This window comes from Actinoplanes sp. NPDC051537, from assembly GCF_055586105.1.
Window position 1 is genome coordinate 326,522 of sequence record NZ_JBVJIU010000008.1, and the last position, 13,646, is coordinate 340,167.

The 13,646-nt window shown below is 72.3% G+C and carries 15 protein-coding genes; 7 read left to right on the forward strand and 8 right to left on the reverse strand.

The window, feature by feature from the left end:
- Window positions 1-30 precede the first annotated feature (30 nt).
- On the forward strand, window positions 31-1,068 hold the full coding sequence (locus ACZ6TB_RS21755) for an LCP family protein (protein WP_465556357.1): 1,038 nt from the start codon (window positions 31-33) through the stop codon (window positions 1,066-1,068).
- Here the strand turns inward: ACZ6TB_RS21755 and ACZ6TB_RS21760 are convergent.
- Together ACZ6TB_RS21760 and ACZ6TB_RS21765 are read right to left on the reverse strand one after the other, a co-directional pair.
- Window positions 1,065-1,622: a hypothetical protein gene (locus ACZ6TB_RS21760; protein ID WP_465556358.1), complete on the reverse strand. Its 558-nt coding sequence runs from the start codon at window positions 1,620-1,622 to the stop codon at window positions 1,065-1,067. The genes ACZ6TB_RS21755 and ACZ6TB_RS21760 overlap by 4 nt on opposite strands.
- Window positions 1,623-1,696: 74 nt before the next feature.
- Entirely contained in the window at window positions 1,697-2,092 is a 396-nt protein-coding gene (locus ACZ6TB_RS21765; RefSeq protein WP_465556359.1) for a helix-turn-helix domain-containing protein, read from the reverse strand.
- Between the two features lie 434 nt (window positions 2,093-2,526).
- Here ACZ6TB_RS21765 and ACZ6TB_RS21770 point away from each other — a divergent pair, with 434 nt between their 5' ends.
- Genes ACZ6TB_RS21770 through ACZ6TB_RS21785 form a run of 4 tightly spaced genes read left to right on the forward strand, consistent with a single transcriptional unit; the run spans window position 2,527 to window position 5,178 of the window.
- Window positions 2,527-2,958, forward strand: coding sequence for a TetR/AcrR family transcriptional regulator (locus ACZ6TB_RS21770; protein ID WP_465556360.1), 432 nt, complete (start codon window positions 2,527-2,529; stop codon window positions 2,956-2,958).
- 10 nt (window positions 2,959-2,968) lie between these two features.
- Window positions 2,969-3,325: a hypothetical protein gene (locus ACZ6TB_RS21775; RefSeq protein ID WP_465556361.1), complete on the forward strand. Its 357-nt coding sequence runs from the start codon at window positions 2,969-2,971 to the stop codon at window positions 3,323-3,325.
- Between the two features lie 30 nt (window positions 3,326-3,355).
- The gene (locus ACZ6TB_RS21780) at window positions 3,356-4,336 is read left to right on the forward strand and encodes an ATP-binding cassette domain-containing protein (protein WP_465556362.1); all 981 of its coding nucleotides are present in this window, start codon (window positions 3,356-3,358) and stop codon (window positions 4,334-4,336) included.
- Window positions 4,333-5,178, forward strand: coding sequence for an ABC transporter permease (locus ACZ6TB_RS21785; RefSeq protein WP_465556363.1), 846 nt, complete (start codon window positions 4,333-4,335; stop codon window positions 5,176-5,178). Before ACZ6TB_RS21780 ends, ACZ6TB_RS21785 begins: the two co-directional genes overlap by 4 nt.
- On the opposite strand, the gene ACZ6TB_RS21790 is transcribed toward ACZ6TB_RS21785, so the two are convergent.
- Window positions 5,099-5,521, reverse strand: a complete 423-nt coding sequence (locus ACZ6TB_RS21790) for a glycoside hydrolase family 88 protein (RefSeq protein WP_465556364.1) — start codon at window positions 5,519-5,521, stop codon at window positions 5,099-5,101. The two genes, ACZ6TB_RS21785 and ACZ6TB_RS21790, sit on opposite strands and share 80 nt — an antisense overlap.
- A 252-nt stretch (window positions 5,522-5,773) precedes the next feature.
- On the opposite strand from ACZ6TB_RS21790, the gene ACZ6TB_RS21795 reads away from it, so the two are divergent.
- The gene (locus tag ACZ6TB_RS21795; protein ID WP_465556365.1) at window positions 5,774-6,589 is read left to right on the forward strand and encodes an MBL fold metallo-hydrolase; all 816 of its coding nucleotides are present in this window, start codon (window positions 5,774-5,776) and stop codon (window positions 6,587-6,589) included.
- Window positions 6,590-6,621: 32 nt separating this feature from the next.
- Here ACZ6TB_RS21795 and ACZ6TB_RS21800 read toward each other — a convergent pair whose 3' ends face one another.
- Window positions 6,622-7,620: a glycosyltransferase gene (locus ACZ6TB_RS21800; RefSeq protein ID WP_465556366.1), complete on the reverse strand. Its 999-nt coding sequence runs from the start codon at window positions 7,618-7,620 to the stop codon at window positions 6,622-6,624.
- Window positions 7,621-7,708: 88 nt separating this feature from the next.
- Here ACZ6TB_RS21800 and ACZ6TB_RS21805 point away from each other — a divergent pair, with 88 nt between their 5' ends.
- Window positions 7,709-10,729 carry an ATP-binding protein gene (locus ACZ6TB_RS21805; protein ID WP_465556367.1) on the forward strand — a complete coding sequence of 1,007 codons (3,021 nt, stop codon included), beginning with the start codon at window positions 7,709-7,711 and terminating at the stop codon, window positions 10,727-10,729.
- Here the strand turns inward: ACZ6TB_RS21805 and ACZ6TB_RS21810 are convergent.
- The 4 genes from ACZ6TB_RS21810 to ACZ6TB_RS21825 all read right to left on the reverse strand — a co-directional run bounded on the left by ACZ6TB_RS21810 (window position 10,688) and on the right by ACZ6TB_RS21825 (window position 13,607).
- The gene (locus ACZ6TB_RS21810) at window positions 10,688-11,455 is read right to left on the reverse strand and encodes an ABC transporter permease (RefSeq protein WP_465556368.1); all 768 of its coding nucleotides are present in this window, start codon (window positions 11,453-11,455) and stop codon (window positions 10,688-10,690) included. The two genes, ACZ6TB_RS21805 and ACZ6TB_RS21810, sit on opposite strands and share 42 nt — an antisense overlap.
- Window positions 11,452-12,387 carry an ATP-binding cassette domain-containing protein gene (locus ACZ6TB_RS21815; protein WP_465556369.1) on the reverse strand — a complete coding sequence of 312 codons (936 nt, stop codon included), beginning with the start codon at window positions 12,385-12,387 and terminating at the stop codon, window positions 11,452-11,454. The genes ACZ6TB_RS21810 and ACZ6TB_RS21815 overlap by 4 nt, the downstream gene beginning before the upstream one ends.
- Window positions 12,388-12,451: 64 nt before the next feature.
- Window positions 12,452-13,099, reverse strand: a complete 648-nt coding sequence (locus tag ACZ6TB_RS21820) for a LytR C-terminal domain-containing protein (protein ID WP_465556370.1) — start codon at window positions 13,097-13,099, stop codon at window positions 12,452-12,454.
- Window positions 13,080-13,607, reverse strand: coding sequence for an RNA polymerase sigma factor (locus ACZ6TB_RS21825; protein WP_465556371.1), 528 nt, complete (start codon window positions 13,605-13,607; stop codon window positions 13,080-13,082). Before ACZ6TB_RS21825 ends, ACZ6TB_RS21820 begins: the two co-directional genes overlap by 20 nt.
- Window positions 13,608-13,646: the final 39 nt, after the last annotated feature.

Consider the following 13,646-nt stretch of genomic DNA (forward strand, 5'->3'; position numbering starts at 1 on the left):
CGCAGCCGGCGGGCCCACGGGACGAAGGATGTGCGGTTGCCTCGCTGGGCGAAGTTCGTCGTGGTGACCCTCTCGGTCCTGGCCGGCCTGGCCGGCGCGGGCTTCGGCGCGGCCGTTCTGTTCGCGCGCCACTACGAGGGCGAGGTGGGCCGGGAGGACGTGCTCGGCCAGGCCTCGGCCCTCCCGAAGATCACCGAGGCGCCCGAGTACGTCGTGGTCACCGGCGGGCGGCCGACGCCGACACCGGGCACCACCGGCGAGAACGTCCTTATCCTCGGCGTCGACACCCGGGCCAACTGGACGCAGAACCAGTCCCGCAGCGACACCATCATGCTGGTGCACGTCGACGCCGATCGGCGGCATGCCAGTGTGGTCTCGTTCCCGCGTGACTCCTTCGTCTACATCCCCCCGGTGGCCGGGCGCTGGGCCGGGGGCAAGACAAAAATCAACGCGGCGTACGCGTGGGGCGGCGCCCCCCTGGTGGTGCAGGTGATCAGCCATCTCACCGGCCTGTCGATCGATCACGTGATGCGGGTCGACTTCGCCGCCATCCGGAAGATCACCGACACCGTCGGCGGCGTCGACGTGAAGGTCAACAAGGCGGTCACCGACGGCCGCACCGGCTACCGCTTCCACGCCGGGGTCAACCACCTCGACGGCAAGCGCGCCGAGATCTACGTCCGCCAGCGCTACGGCCTGGCCCAGGGCGACTTCGACCGGGTCAAGCGCCAGCAGCAGTACCTGCACGCGCTCAGCGACAAGGTGCTGTCGATGGGCGTGCTGACCAACCCGATGCGGATGAGCTCACTTCTCTCCGAGGTGGCGAAGTCCCTGGTCGTGGACGCGAACCTGGACCTGACCGCGACCGCCCGCGAGCTCTCCGGCCTGCGCAGCGAGGACCTGTCGTTCACCACGATCCCGTCGACCGGCTTCGTCCGCTCGGCCGCCGGAACCGCGAACCGCCTGGACACGGCGGGCTGCCGGGCGCTGTTCCTGGCGCTGAGCACCGACCGGATGACGGACTACTTCCGCACCCACCGCGGCTACCAGGCGATGACCGGCGCCTAGCGCTGTGGCGGCGTACGCCGGATGGCGCGCACGTTGGCCTGCGGCGGCTCGTTCGTCGTGGCGGTGCGCATGCCGCTCAGGTAGCCGTCCGTCTCGCGGCGCTCGCCGTACTCGGTGGTCAGCTCGGCCATCCGCTCGCTGAGCACGCGCAGTTCGTCCTCGCGATCGTCGGCGAGCTCCGCCCGGAGATCGTCGAGCCGGGCCGCCAGCTCGTCGGCCGAGATCCCCGGCGCCGGACCCGGGCCCGACCGGCGCAGCTGCCGCAGGATCTGGTCGCGGGCGAAGACCACCAGCACCGCGAGCCAGGACAGCACGAAGAAGCCGGTCACGATCGAGAAGACGGCCAGCGGGCGCATGTTGGGCGGCGGCGGAGGCATGCCGCCGGGACCCGGCGGTGGCGTCGTCCCAGACGGCATCTGGGTCAGCACGGTGACGATCAGGGCGCCGGTCGCGGCCACCGCCACGATGAACAGGATCACGAGCAGCTTGCTGGTCTGGAGGTGCCACCCTCCGGAGTGTTGGTCAGCCCCCTGCTCGGCCCTCTGCTCGGTCACGGTCCGAGGCTAGTGCGCCGGGACGTTTCGCGCGACATCGACCAGCGGCAACGTCCGCTTGAGACGGCAATCTGTCACCCGGATTTGCGACGGCGGAGCACCCGCCGGTACGGCTCGAGCATACGATCGAGCACCGTTTCCAGCGCCTCGCGGTCGGCGCGCGGGATCGGCGAGTCGTCGGCGAGCATGCGGGCCAGCTCGTGCACCAGCGGGTGGGCGGCGGGGACGGCGGCCGGTGGCGGGCCGTTCAACCGATCCGGGTAGGCCGCCAGGACCAACTCGTTGATGCTTTTGCCCAGGACCGGGGCAATCCGTTCGATCGATTTGATCGTGGGACGCTGCTCCTCGCTGAGCCACCGCAGCACCACCGAGGGATCGGTGCCGACAGCCCTCGCGAAGTGCGTCGGCGTCGGGAAACGGGCAGCCAGGATCGCCTCCTTGAGGTAGACCCCGAACCCGGTCCCAGCCATCCGCAAAGCATAGGACGAGCACGGCCATTTGCCCGTACGCGGTAAGGACAGCCCCGCTCGGACCGGTGACCGATTGGCTACGGCGTCCCGCGCTGCTACCGTCATTGTCTCGATAACCAACGGCTGGCTCGCCGAGAGGTGGTGCACCGTGAGGAACCTGCTTCGCCGTCTTGTCGCGCTTCTCGGACCGCGCCGGCGACGGCCGGTTCGCCCCGCGGCCGCGCCCGCTCCCGAGCCGGCGCCGATGACTCCGGGTGCTCCTGTGGCGGCGGGAGCACCCGGTGCGGCGCCCGCCCCGCCCCGGCGCCCCCACCACGACAATCGCCGCTTCGGCCACTTCGCCGGCACCGGCACCAATGAGCCGCGCCACACCTCGCGCATTTAGGAACGCTCGTTCTTGACTGACCGTTCCTAAACCCTCTACGGTCGTACCCATGGGACGACCGAGAGCGTTCGACGAGGCCGAGGTGGTCCGGCAGGCGGTCGACCTGTTCGCCGGCCGGGCGTTCGACGGTGTGTCCGTCGACGACCTGGTGACCCACCTGGGCGTGCACCGCAACAGCCTCTACAAGACCTTCGGCAGCAAGCGCGGCCTCTACCTGGCCGCCCTGCGCCGTCACCGGGACGAGGTACGGCCGCTGCTGGCCGAGATCGCCGCGGCCGGCGATCCGGACCAGGCCCTGCACCGCGCCCTCACCGCCGACCTGCGCCTGTTCCTGCTGGCCACGGTCGAGCGCGCCCCGACCGACCCCGAGGTGGCGGCCGAGGTCACCTCGATCCTGGCCGGCCTCGACGCGGCGCTCGAGCCGCACGGCATCGCCACCGCCACCATCCTGGGCCGGCACCTCCGCGCCCGCATCAGTTAGGAGTTCCGCCATGGCACAAGTGAGCATCGACGACGACCGGTTGATCGTGGAGATGCAGGGCCTCGACAAGCTCTGGTCGCTGCGCAGCCGCCTGGAGATCCCGCTGGCGAACGTCCGGGGCGCCACCGGCGACCCGGGCGTCGGCCGCGAACCCAAGGGCATCCGCACGGCCGGCACCCACTTCCCCGGCGTCGTCACCGCCGGCAGCTTCCGCGTCGACGGCGAGCAAGTCTTCTGGGACGTGCACAACCCGGCCAAGGCCGTGGTCATCGAGCTGGCCGACGAGCGCTACTCGCGGCTGATCATCGAAGTGGACGACCCGCACGAGGTCGTCGGCCGCATCGAGCAGGCCCTTCGCACTCAGTAAATTGTCATACCCGTCCGGAACCATGTGGCGATGACCACACCGGCCATCGAGACATCCGGATTAGTCAAGACATTCGGCGACCATCGCGCGGTCGACGGCGTCGACCTCTCCGTGCCGGCGGGCACGGTTTACGGCTTGCTCGGCCCCAACGGCGCGGGCAAGACCACAGTGGTCCGCATGCTGGCCACCCTCCTGCGACCCGACGGCGGGGCGGCCCGGGTCTTCGGGCACGACCTGGTCCGCGAGGCCGACGCGGTTCGCGGCCGGGTCAGCCTCACCGGGCAGTACGCGTCGGTCGACGAAGACCTGACCGGCGCGGAAAACCTGATCCTGCTGGCCCGCCTGCTCGGCTACCCGAAACCGAAGGCCCGCGAGCGGGCGGCCCGGCTGCTGGCGGCGTTCGGCCTCACTGAGGCGGCCGACCGCCAGGTGAAGAAGTACTCGGGCGGCATGCGCCGGCGCATCGACATCGGCGCCAGCATCCTCAACACACCCGACCTGCTCTTCCTCGACGAGCCGACGACCGGGCTCGACCCGCGCAGCCGCAACCAGGTGTGGGACATCGTGCGGGTGGTGGTCGCCAACGGCACGACGGTCCTGCTGACCACGCAATACCTCGACGAGGCCGACCAGCTCGCCGACCGCATCGCGGTGATCGACCGCGGCCGGGTGATCGCCGAGGGCACATCCGGCGAGCTCAAGTCGTCGATCGGGGCCGGCACCGTGCACGTCCGGCTGCGCGACGCCGGGCAGCGGCCCGAGGCCGAGCGGGTGCTGGCCGAGGAACTGGGCACCACGGTCCAGCTCGAGTCCGACCCGGTGGCGCTGACCGCCCGGGCCGACGCGTCCGGCTCCGACCGCGGCGCCGCCGAGCAGGCGGCCCGCGCGCTGGCCCGGCTGGCCGAGGCCAGCATCGTCGTCGACGACTTCGCACTCGGCCAGCCCAGCCTCGACGAGGTGTTCCTGGCCCTCACCGACCGTCCGCTCGCCGACGAGGAGGCCGCGGCATGAGCACCACGCAGACCCCGGAAATCGCCGCCTACACGCCGTCGTCCGAGACGCTCGGCGCCGTCCTCGCCCGCGGCGACCAGCCGCGCCGCCCGAGCGCGTGGTCGGCGTCGCTGTCGTTCGGCTGGCGCGCCGCCCTGAAGATCAAGCACGTCCCCGAGCAGCTGTTCGACGTGACCGCGTTCCCGATCATCATGACGCTGATGTTCACGTACCTGTTCGGCGGCGCCCTGGCCGGCTCGACCCGTGAGTACCTTCAGTTCTTCCTGCCCGGCATCATGGTGACCAGCGTCGTCATGATCACGATGTACACCGGCGTCGGCCTCAACACCGACATCGAGAAGGGCGTCTTCGACCGCTTCCGCACCCTGCCGGTGTGGCGCCCCGCCGCCCTGGTCGGCATGATCTTCGGCGACGTCCTGCGCTACATCCTGGCCGCCACGACGATCATGGTGGTCGGCCTGATCCTCGGCTTCCGGCCCGCCGGCGGCGTGCCCGGCGTGCTGGCCGGCATGGCCCTGCTGGTCGTCTTCTCGTTCGCCTTCTCCTGGGTCTGGACCATGTTCGGCCTGCTGCTGCGCTCCGAGAAATCGGTGATGGGGGTCAGCATGCTGGTCCTGTTCCCGCTGACCTTCCTGAGCAACGTCTTCGTGGCTCCCAGCACGATGCCCGGCTGGCTGCAGGCGTTCGTGAACGTCAACCCGATCACGCACCTGGTCACGGCGATCCGCCACCTGATGGCGGGCGCGGTCCACATGCCGTCCCTCACCTGGACCCTGGTGGCGAGCGCCGGCTTCGTGCTCGTCTTCGGCACCCTGACCATGCGCCTCTACAACCGACGGTAGGCAACGCGTCAGGTGGCGAGCCGGGCGATCTCGGCGGCGGCCAGCCGGAAGCCGCCGTGATCCCGGCGCGGATGCCGCTGGCGAGCCCGAACGCGAAGAACGCGGTCCCGCTCGTCTCCGGCCCGCCGAAGTGGGCCGGGTCGACCAGGTTCACGTTGAAGAGGCCGTCCGCGCGCGGGGCCTTGGTGAGCGAGCGGGCCAGCCCCTGGATGTTGTAGCGGAACTCGGGCCACCGCGTGCCGAGGCCCGGGTCGAGGGCGAGGCGACCGGGCGGCCTTGGCGGCCTGGTCGCGCCACGCCGGTGGTCCGGTGGAGGGCCATGAAGTAGGTCGCCCGCGCCCACTGGTTGTTCCCCGGGTCGCCGTGCGCGCCGATCGACTGGTCGTTGACCCTCCGCGCGACCGCGATCACGTCGGCCCGGGACGGCAGGACCGAGGCCGGCGCGGCGGCGGCGAGCGCACCCCGCGCGGGCAGGATCGTCGCACCGGCAACGCCGGCCGGCAGCTGACGGCGGCCGTGTAGTGCTTGCGATTTGCAACCGCTAGGCGTTACCGTCTCGGCAAGTGGTTGCAAACCGCAAGCAGAAGGGGGCGCCGTGCTCAAGCAGGTCGCGGAAGGTGTGCTGGTTCACGAGAGCGTGTTCTGCCAGAGCAACGCCGTTGTCGTGCAGGGACGGGCCGGGGTGCTGGTCATCGACCCCGGGGTGCTCGGCGAGGAAATGGCGTGCCTCGGCCGCGACCTGGCCGGCATGGGCGCGACGGTGGTGGCCGGCTTCTCCACCCACCCGCACTGGGATCATCTGCTCTGGCACGCCGACCTCGGGGCGGCGCCCCGGTACGGGACGGACCGATGCGCGGCGACCGTCCGCGAACGGCTGCCGGACGCGGCGGCGAGGGCGCGCGTTCGCCCGATGATCCCGGCCGACATCGTCGAGCAGGTGCCGCTCGATCTGCTCGGGCTCATCACCGGCCTGCCCGCCGGGACGACGCTGATTCCCTGGGACGGTCCCGAGGTTCGAATCGTCGAGCACCGGGCCCATGCCGCGGGCCACGCGGCGCTGGTGATCGAGGAACGCGGGGTTCTCGTCGCCGGCGACATGCTGTCCGACCTCTTGGTTCCGATGCTCGACCCGAGCACCGCCGGCGATCCGGTCGCCGACTACCTCGCCGCGCTGGAGCTGCTCGAAAGCGCCGCGGGCGACGTCGAGGTCCTCGTTCCCGGCCACGGCTCGGTCGGCGGAGCCGATCAGCTGAAGGCGCGGCTCGAACGCGATCGGGCATATGTCCACGCGCTGCGCGACGGCGGTCCTTTCAGCGATCCGCGGCTCGGCCCGAACGGCAACGACTGGTCGCCGGGCGTCCACGAACGGCAGCTCCAGGGTCTCGCCCAACGAGCTCAGACGCCGGGCTGAGGTGTTCTCAGTACGCCACCGAATGCGTGTCGCTAGCGGGCGTGGCTGGGCAGGCGGGCGACGAGGGCGCGCAGCTCGGTCAGGCGGGACGGGTCGTAGCGGCGGCCGGCCGTGTCGACCACCTCGGTGACGCCGGCCAGCAGGGCGGCGGCCCGGGCGAAGTCGCCGAGCTGGGCCACGGCCTGGGCGGCCAGGTAGTCGCAATAGCTGGGCGGCGCGCCGGCCTCGCGCAGCTGGGTCGTCAAATGCAGGGCCACCTCGTCCAGGCCGGCGGCCAGCAGCTGGCGGGTCAGGAAGTCGGTCGCCTGCAGCCACTGCGGGGTGCCGGGGAACAGGTCGCGCAGTGTCTCGAACGTGTCGACGGCGTTCTGGCGGCGGTTGGCGGCGGCGAAACTGCGGCCCAGGTCGAGCAGGGTCCGGGCGACCGCGGCGGGGTCGGGGGACGGCGCTGCGGCCAGGTCGTCGAGGTCGCGCTGGCACAGGGTTACGTTGCGGCGGGCCTTGGCGGCGCGGGTCACGGGGTCGGCGTAGCCGTCGTGCCGCAACGTGATCGCGTCGCGTGGCGCCGCGGCCCACACCGGCGGGTTGCCTTCTCGCGTGACGGGCTGCTCGTGGACCCGGCCCCGCCAGCGTGTCCGGTCCGGGCGGTACAGGCGGAACTCGCCGTGGGTGTACGGCGTCTCGTCGTGAGCGTTGTCGATCTCCACCCGGACCACGTCGGCATCCCGAGCGGCCAGGAAGTCGCGCAAGCGGGTGGGGTCGCCGGTGAAAAGCTGGTCTGCGTCGATGGCCAGCACCCAGTCGGCGGTCCAGCCGGCCTGCGCTGCGTTCCGCGCGGCGGCGAAATCCTCCGGCCAGGCGCCCTCGGTGACCCGGGCGCCGAGCTGGGCGGCCAGCGACGGGGTGCCATCGGTCGAGCCCGTGTCATGGACGTGAATCTCGTCGACTACGCCCGCCAGCGACGCCAGGCAGCCGGGCAGCGCCGCGGCCTCGTCTCGGACGATCAACGCGGCGGCCAGATATGTGCTCACAACGGTCAGTTCGGCATATATCCCGCCGCGCTGAGCTGCCGCGCGGAGCGGGCCCGAAGCGCTCGCCGAAAGTCGATAGCGTGGCACCGTGGAGATTCGGCTGACGCTGCTCGGGCCCGTCGCCTATGGCGGTGTCGAGATCGGTGGATCCCGGCTGCGCGGGCTGCTGGCGCTGCTCGCCGACGATCTCCGCACCGGTTGCGGCACAACGCGCCTAGTCGAGTCGCTGTGGCCCGATGAGCTGCCCGAACATCCGGCCAAGGCGCTGCAGACCGTTGTCTCGCGGGCGCGCGCCAGGCTGGGCGCCGACGTCATCGTGAGCACGCCGGCGGGATATCGGCTGGCCCTCGCCGAGTCCGAGGTGGACGCCTCCGCGGTGCTGCTGGCGGCCACCGCGGCCGAGCGGTCGCCGGAGCCTGGGAAGGCGCTTGCCCACGCCGACGCGGGACTGGCGCTCTTCGCGCCGAAAGAGGCGGGAGCGACGGGAGACGAAAGCGACGACGACCCGGTCGCTGCGCTGCGGCGAGCGCGCGAGCCCGTCCGCCGGCGGCTGGAACGGGTGCGGGCGCTGGCCCTCGCCCGGCTGGGACGGCCGGCCGAGGCGGCCGGGGCGCTGCTCCCGCTGGTCGAGGCGGCGCCGCACGACGAGGAACTGCTGCTCGCCCTGTTGCGCATCGAGACGCCGACGGCGGCGCTGGGCCGATACGAGACCTACCGGCGCGCCTTGCGCGAGGATCTCGGACGCGATCCGGGGCCGGAGCTGCAACGGCTGCATCGCGACCTTCTGCTGAGCGATTCCCCGGCCGAGCACCATGGCGTACGTCATGAGCCGAACCAGTTGCTCGGCCGAGACAGTGACATCGCCGCCGTGATCGCGCTGCTCGACGCCTCCCGGGTGGTGTCGGTGGTCGGTCCGGGCGGGCTGGGCAAGACGCGCCTCGCGCACGCCGTCGCCCGCGGCGCGCGCCAGCGGGTGGTGCACTTCGTCGAGCTGGCCGGCGTCGCGTACGACCGGGATGTGGTCGGTGAGGTCGCCGCGGCGCTGGGCGTGAGCGACGCCGGGACGGCCGGCATCGTCGAGGCGTTCGGGCCCGGTTCCGCGTTGCTGGTGCTCGACAACTGCGAGCATCTGCTTCAGGGGGCCGCTGACCTCGTACGGGAAATGGTGTCCCTGACCCCCGATGTGCGCGTGTTGACCACCAGCCGTGCGCCGCTCGATTTGTCCTCGGAGGCGGTTTATCCGCTTCCCGAGCTGGGGCTTTCGACCATGGCCGAGTTGTTCGAACGGCGGGCGCGAGCGGCGCGCCCCGATGTGGGTCTTCCTCCCGCGGCCGTACGGGATCTGTGCGCGCGTCTGGACGGACTCCCGCTCGCCGCCGAATTGGCCGCGGCGCGCGTCCGGGTCATGTCGGTCGGCGAGATGACGCGCCGCCTCGACGACCGTTTCGCCCTTCTGCGCGGCGGCGGACGGGACGCCCCCGAGCGGCACCGCACGCTGCACGCGGTGATCGACTGGAGCTGGCACCTGCTCGGCCCGGACGACCGTGCGGCGATGCGGGCGCTCTCGGTGTTCCCCGGCGGCTTCACCGCGGCCGCCGGCTTCGCGCTCTCGGGCGATGACACCGTGGTCGAGCGGCTCGTCGAGCAGTCGCTGCTCAAGATCGGAGACGAAGACGGCGACGGGGACACCCGGTTCCGCATGCTGGAGACGGTCCGTGAGTTCAGCGTGGCCCGCCGGGAGGAGGCGGGCGAGACGCCGCGGGTCGTGGACCGCTTCCTCGCCTGGGCCCGTGACTTCGGGTCGCGCCAGCAGGACGCCGGCATCGCCACCGATCTCACGCCGGTCGTCGGGGCGATCCGGGCCGAGCAGGACAATCTGCTTCAGGCGCTGCGGTACGCGCTCGACCGGGAGGACGGGCCGTCGGTCGCCGTCGCGGCCTCGCTGCTCGGGCTCGTGTGGCTCACCGAGTCGAACCTGGTCCGCCTCGCGGCACTGGCCGGCGACGTGCAGCCGATCCTGTCCCGGGTGCGGCCCGAGGCGGAGATCGTCGAGCACGTGCGGATGGCGGCGGTGGTGTGCGCCGTCGGCGCGTACCTCACCCGTAGTGATCCTCCGCGGCGTGCGCTCGTCACGCTCCGCCGTCTCCCGTCGCCCGACGACGACACCGTGGTCGGCGCCGCGCAGCGTGCCCTCGCCGCCACCGACGTGCCGGCCATGCGCGCGCTCGCCGAGAGTGACCGGCCGCTGGTGGCCGCGCTGGCCGGCTACGCGCTGAGCTTCCTCGCCGAGGTCCGCAACGACCTCGATCTCGCGCTGGCCGCCGCGCGCCGGATGCTCGCGTGCCTTCCCGCCGGCGCCACGCCGTGGATCCGTGCGCTCGCCCACGCCCGGATCGGCGAGCTCTGCCTGCAGTCCGATCCCGCTCGCGCGCTGCACCACCTCGGCGCCGCCATGGCGCTCATGGAGGAGCTCGGCGCCGTGTCGAGCGCGGCCCGGGCCCGGTGGGCGATGGTGCTGGCGCACCTCCAGCGGGGCGCGTTCGACGAGGCCGAGCGGGGGCTCGACCAGCTGGCCGAGGTGAGCCTGCTCGAGGAGGCCGGCCGGCAGATGTTCGACACGTGCGCCCGGGCCGAGATCCTGCTCGGCCGCGGCGACGTGGACGGCGGCCTGCGGCTCTGGCGGGAGGCGGCCGGGCGGCTGCGCGCGGGGGACGACTCGTGGGCCCGGGAGGTGTGCGCGGTCGCGGTGGTGGCGCACGCCCGGTTCGGGCGGCTCGACCTGGTCGGTGACCTCGCGGCCACGCTTCCGGGGACGCTCGCGGCGATGCTGGCCACCGCCACGGCGGCGGATCTGCCGGCCTGCGGGTCGGTGCTGCTGGCGACAAATCCTTCCGACGTACGGGTGATCGCGCTCGCCGAGCGGCTCGGTTTCCGCCAGGACTTCCAGCCGACCATGTCGCTCGCCCGCCTCCGCGACGTCGCGGCGCGGACCGATCCGGAGGCGTACGCCGAGGCGGTTTCGTCGTACGCCGGCCTGGACGAGGAGGGGTTGCTGGCGGCTGCCCGCTCAGCGGTGGGGATCGCGCCGGAACAGGGCTCGCGCCCATAGGTAGCCGCCGAGCGCGAGGGCCACGCACCAGGCGACCGCGACGATCCAGGTGTGGCCGACCGGGGTGCCGAGCAGCAGGCCGCGCAGCGTGTCGATGATCGGCGTGAACGGCTCGTGCGCCGAGAACCAGCGGACCGCGCCGGACATCGCCTCGGGCGGCACGAACGCGCTGCTCAGGAACGGCAGAAGCTGCGTGATCAGGGTGAACGGGGCGGTGGCCTCGGCGGTCTTGGCGGCCAGACCCACGGCGACGCCGAGCCAGGTCATGGCGATCGTGAGCAGCGCGAGCACGCCGGCCGCGCCGAGCCAGCCGAGCGGGCCGCTGTCCAGACGAAGGCCGAGGCCGAGTGCCACCAGAACCACGAGGACGGCGCTGAGCAGCGTACGGACGGAAGATCCGACGACGTGGCCGGTGAGGACCGACGTGCGCGAGATCGCCATGGTCCGGAACCGATTGATGATCCCCTCGGTCATGTCCCGGTTGACCGCCAGCGCCGTCGTGGTCGAGCCATATCCGACCGTCATCAGCAGGACGCCGGCCAGCACGTAGTCGATGTAGTCGGCGCCGCGCCAGGACGAGCCGAACCCGGCGCTCAGGGTGCTGCCGAAGACGCCGACGAAAAGCAGGAGCAGCAGCACCGGCAGGCCGATCGTCATCACGATCGCCCCCGGGTTGCGACGGGTGTGCCGGACGTTGCGCCACACCATGGTCATCGCGTCGCTCATCGGACGGCCTCCTTGGTCTTTCCGGTCAGCGCGAAGAACACGTCATCGAGGTCGGGGGTGTGCAGGGCGAGCTCGCCGACCTCGACGCCGGCCCGATCGAGCCGGTCCAGCAGCGCGCGCAAGGATTGCGCCCCGCCGTCGCTCGGCACCTGAAGGGTGAGCGTCTCGTCGTCGCGGGTCCCGTCGCCGAGTGCGCGCGCCGCCGCGTCGAGGCTGGTCGCGTCGCCGAACTGGAGGCTCACGTGGCCGCCCGGGATGGCCCGCTTGAGCTCCTCCGGGGTGCCCTCGGCGACGATCCGCCCGCCGTCGAGCACCGCGATCCGGTCGGCGAGCTGGTCGGCCTCCTCCAGGTACTGCGTGGTCAGGAAGATCGTCGTGCCGCCGGCCACGAGGTCGCGCACGATCTGCCACATGAGCCGCCGGCTGCGCGGGTCGAGCCCGGTCGTCGGCTCATCGAGAAAGATCACGCGGGGCCGCCCGATGAGCGTCATGGCCAGATCGAGCCGGCGCCGCATGCCGCCGGAGTAGGCGGACGCCAGCTTCTGCCGCGCCTCCGCCAGATCGAACCGGTCGAGCAGCTCCCCGGCCCGCCGGCGCCCCTCGGCCCGCCCGAGGTGATGCAGGTCGGCCATGAGCAGAAGGTTCTCCTCGCCGGTGAGCAGCCCGTCCACCGCCGAGAACTGCCCCGTGACCCCGATCGCCGCCCGCACCGCCCCGGCCTCGCCGACCAGGTCGTGCCCCGCGATCCGCGCTTGGCCGCCGTCGAACCCGATCAGGGTCGACAGGATCTGCACCGCCGTGGTCTTGCCCGCCCCGTTCGGCCCCAGCAGCGCGAACGTGCTTCCTTCCGGCACCTCGAGGTCGATCCCGTCGAGCACGACGGCGCTCCCGAACGATTTGCGCAGCCCAGCAACCGATATCGCCGCTTGCATGCCCGCTCCCCTCGCGACCGCGGCCCTGGCGGCCACGACGGGGGAAGCGTGCACTGAGCCGGATTCATCGCGGTGTCACGCCGGTGTCATCGCCGCATTCTGCGGGGGCGGTCGGTTCGCCGGCGGCCACCAGGTTTTCGTTGGTCTCGGTGGTGGTGGCGAGCCGGGTGAAGGACGGCCCGACGATCAGGTCGATGGTGTCGTCCCGGCGGACCGGATCGAACAGCATCGTGACCTCGCCTTTCACCTCCGCGCGCAGCAGGGCCGCCGTGCCGATCGCGGCCGGCCCGTAGCGCAGGGCGGCCGCGCCCGCGACGTTCTGGCCGGTCGTGGTGCCGACCACACGGAACCGACGGGTACCCAGCTGAGCGGCCGTGGTGTCCACCGCTCCGGCCGGGGCGCCGCCGTCGACGACGCGGACATGCACGTCGGCCGGATCGTCCGGCAGGGCGAGGACGCACTTCACGGCGGGATTGACGGCGGGCCTGGCCGGGCTGACCGGCGGGATGTCGGCGGCCGGCGCGGCGCGGAAATGCGGCCACGAGACGGCGAGCGCGATGGTCGCGGCGACGGCGCCGGCCGCGGTCAGGGCGGCGAGCTGCCGGCGGGCCCGGGTGCGGCCGCGGGCGCGTACGGCGGCGGCGGGCCGGACCGGCAGGTCGCGCACCTCGGCCTCCAGGTCGCGCAGGCGTTCAGGCACGGAAGGTGACATCGCTGATCTCCTCATCGTGATCGTCGAGCAGCCGGGCGAGCGCCGTTCGAGCCCTCGACAGCCGCGCCTTGACCGTTCCCTCCGGCACGCCGAGGCTCGCGGCGATGGCCTGGACCGGCATGTCCAGCAGGTAGTGCAGCGCGATGACCTGCCGCTGCGGCTTCGGCAGCCGCTGCAGCGCGTCGACGACGGCCACCCGGTCCGGCGACGGCCCGGCGGTCGTCTCGGCCGGCGGCCCCATCCGGGCCCGAGCGGCAACCCACCGCCCCAGGCCACGCCACCGGTTGACCAGCAGCCGCCACCCGACCGCGCGAACCCAAGCCTCCGGGTCGTCGTAGCCGGCCACCCGAGACCAGTGCTGCCAGGCGCGGGCGAAGGCCTCCTGCGCGACGTCCTGAGCCTCGGACCGGTCACCGCAGGCGGCATAGAGGTAGAGCACGACGCGCCGAACCGCCGCTGAGTAGAAGGCGTCAAAGTCGGCGCTGTCGCTGCCCGTCGGTGCTCGCACACCTATAAACACACCGCATCGGGCCTGCCGGTTACACCG

Excerpts from the sequence above, each read along its gene's own strand:
- ACZ6TB_RS21765 (WP_465556359.1), bottom strand. The coding sequence starts at position 2,092 with ATGGCTGGGACCGGGTTCGGGGTCTACCTCAAGGAGGCGATCCTGGCT.
- ACZ6TB_RS21770 (WP_465556360.1), top strand. The coding sequence starts at position 2,527 with ATGGGACGACCGAGAGCGTTCGACGAGGCCGAGGTGGTCCGGCAGGCG.
- ACZ6TB_RS21775 (WP_465556361.1), top strand. The coding sequence starts at position 2,969 with ATGGCACAAGTGAGCATCGACGACGACCGGTTGATCGTGGAGATGCAG.
- ACZ6TB_RS21780 (WP_465556362.1), top strand. The coding sequence starts at position 3,356 with ATGACCACACCGGCCATCGAGACATCCGGATTAGTCAAGACATTCGGC.
- ACZ6TB_RS21785 (WP_465556363.1), top strand. The coding sequence starts at position 4,333 with ATGAGCACCACGCAGACCCCGGAAATCGCCGCCTACACGCCGTCGTCC.
- ACZ6TB_RS21810 (WP_465556368.1), bottom strand. The coding sequence starts at position 11,455 with ATGAGCGACGCGATGACCATGGTGTGGCGCAACGTCCGGCACACCCGT.
- ACZ6TB_RS21815 (WP_465556369.1), bottom strand. The coding sequence starts at position 12,387 with ATGCAAGCGGCGATATCGGTTGCTGGGCTGCGCAAATCGTTCGGGAGC.
- ACZ6TB_RS21820 (WP_465556370.1), bottom strand. The coding sequence starts at position 13,099 with ATGTCACCTTCCGTGCCTGAACGCCTGCGCGACCTGGAGGCCGAGGTG.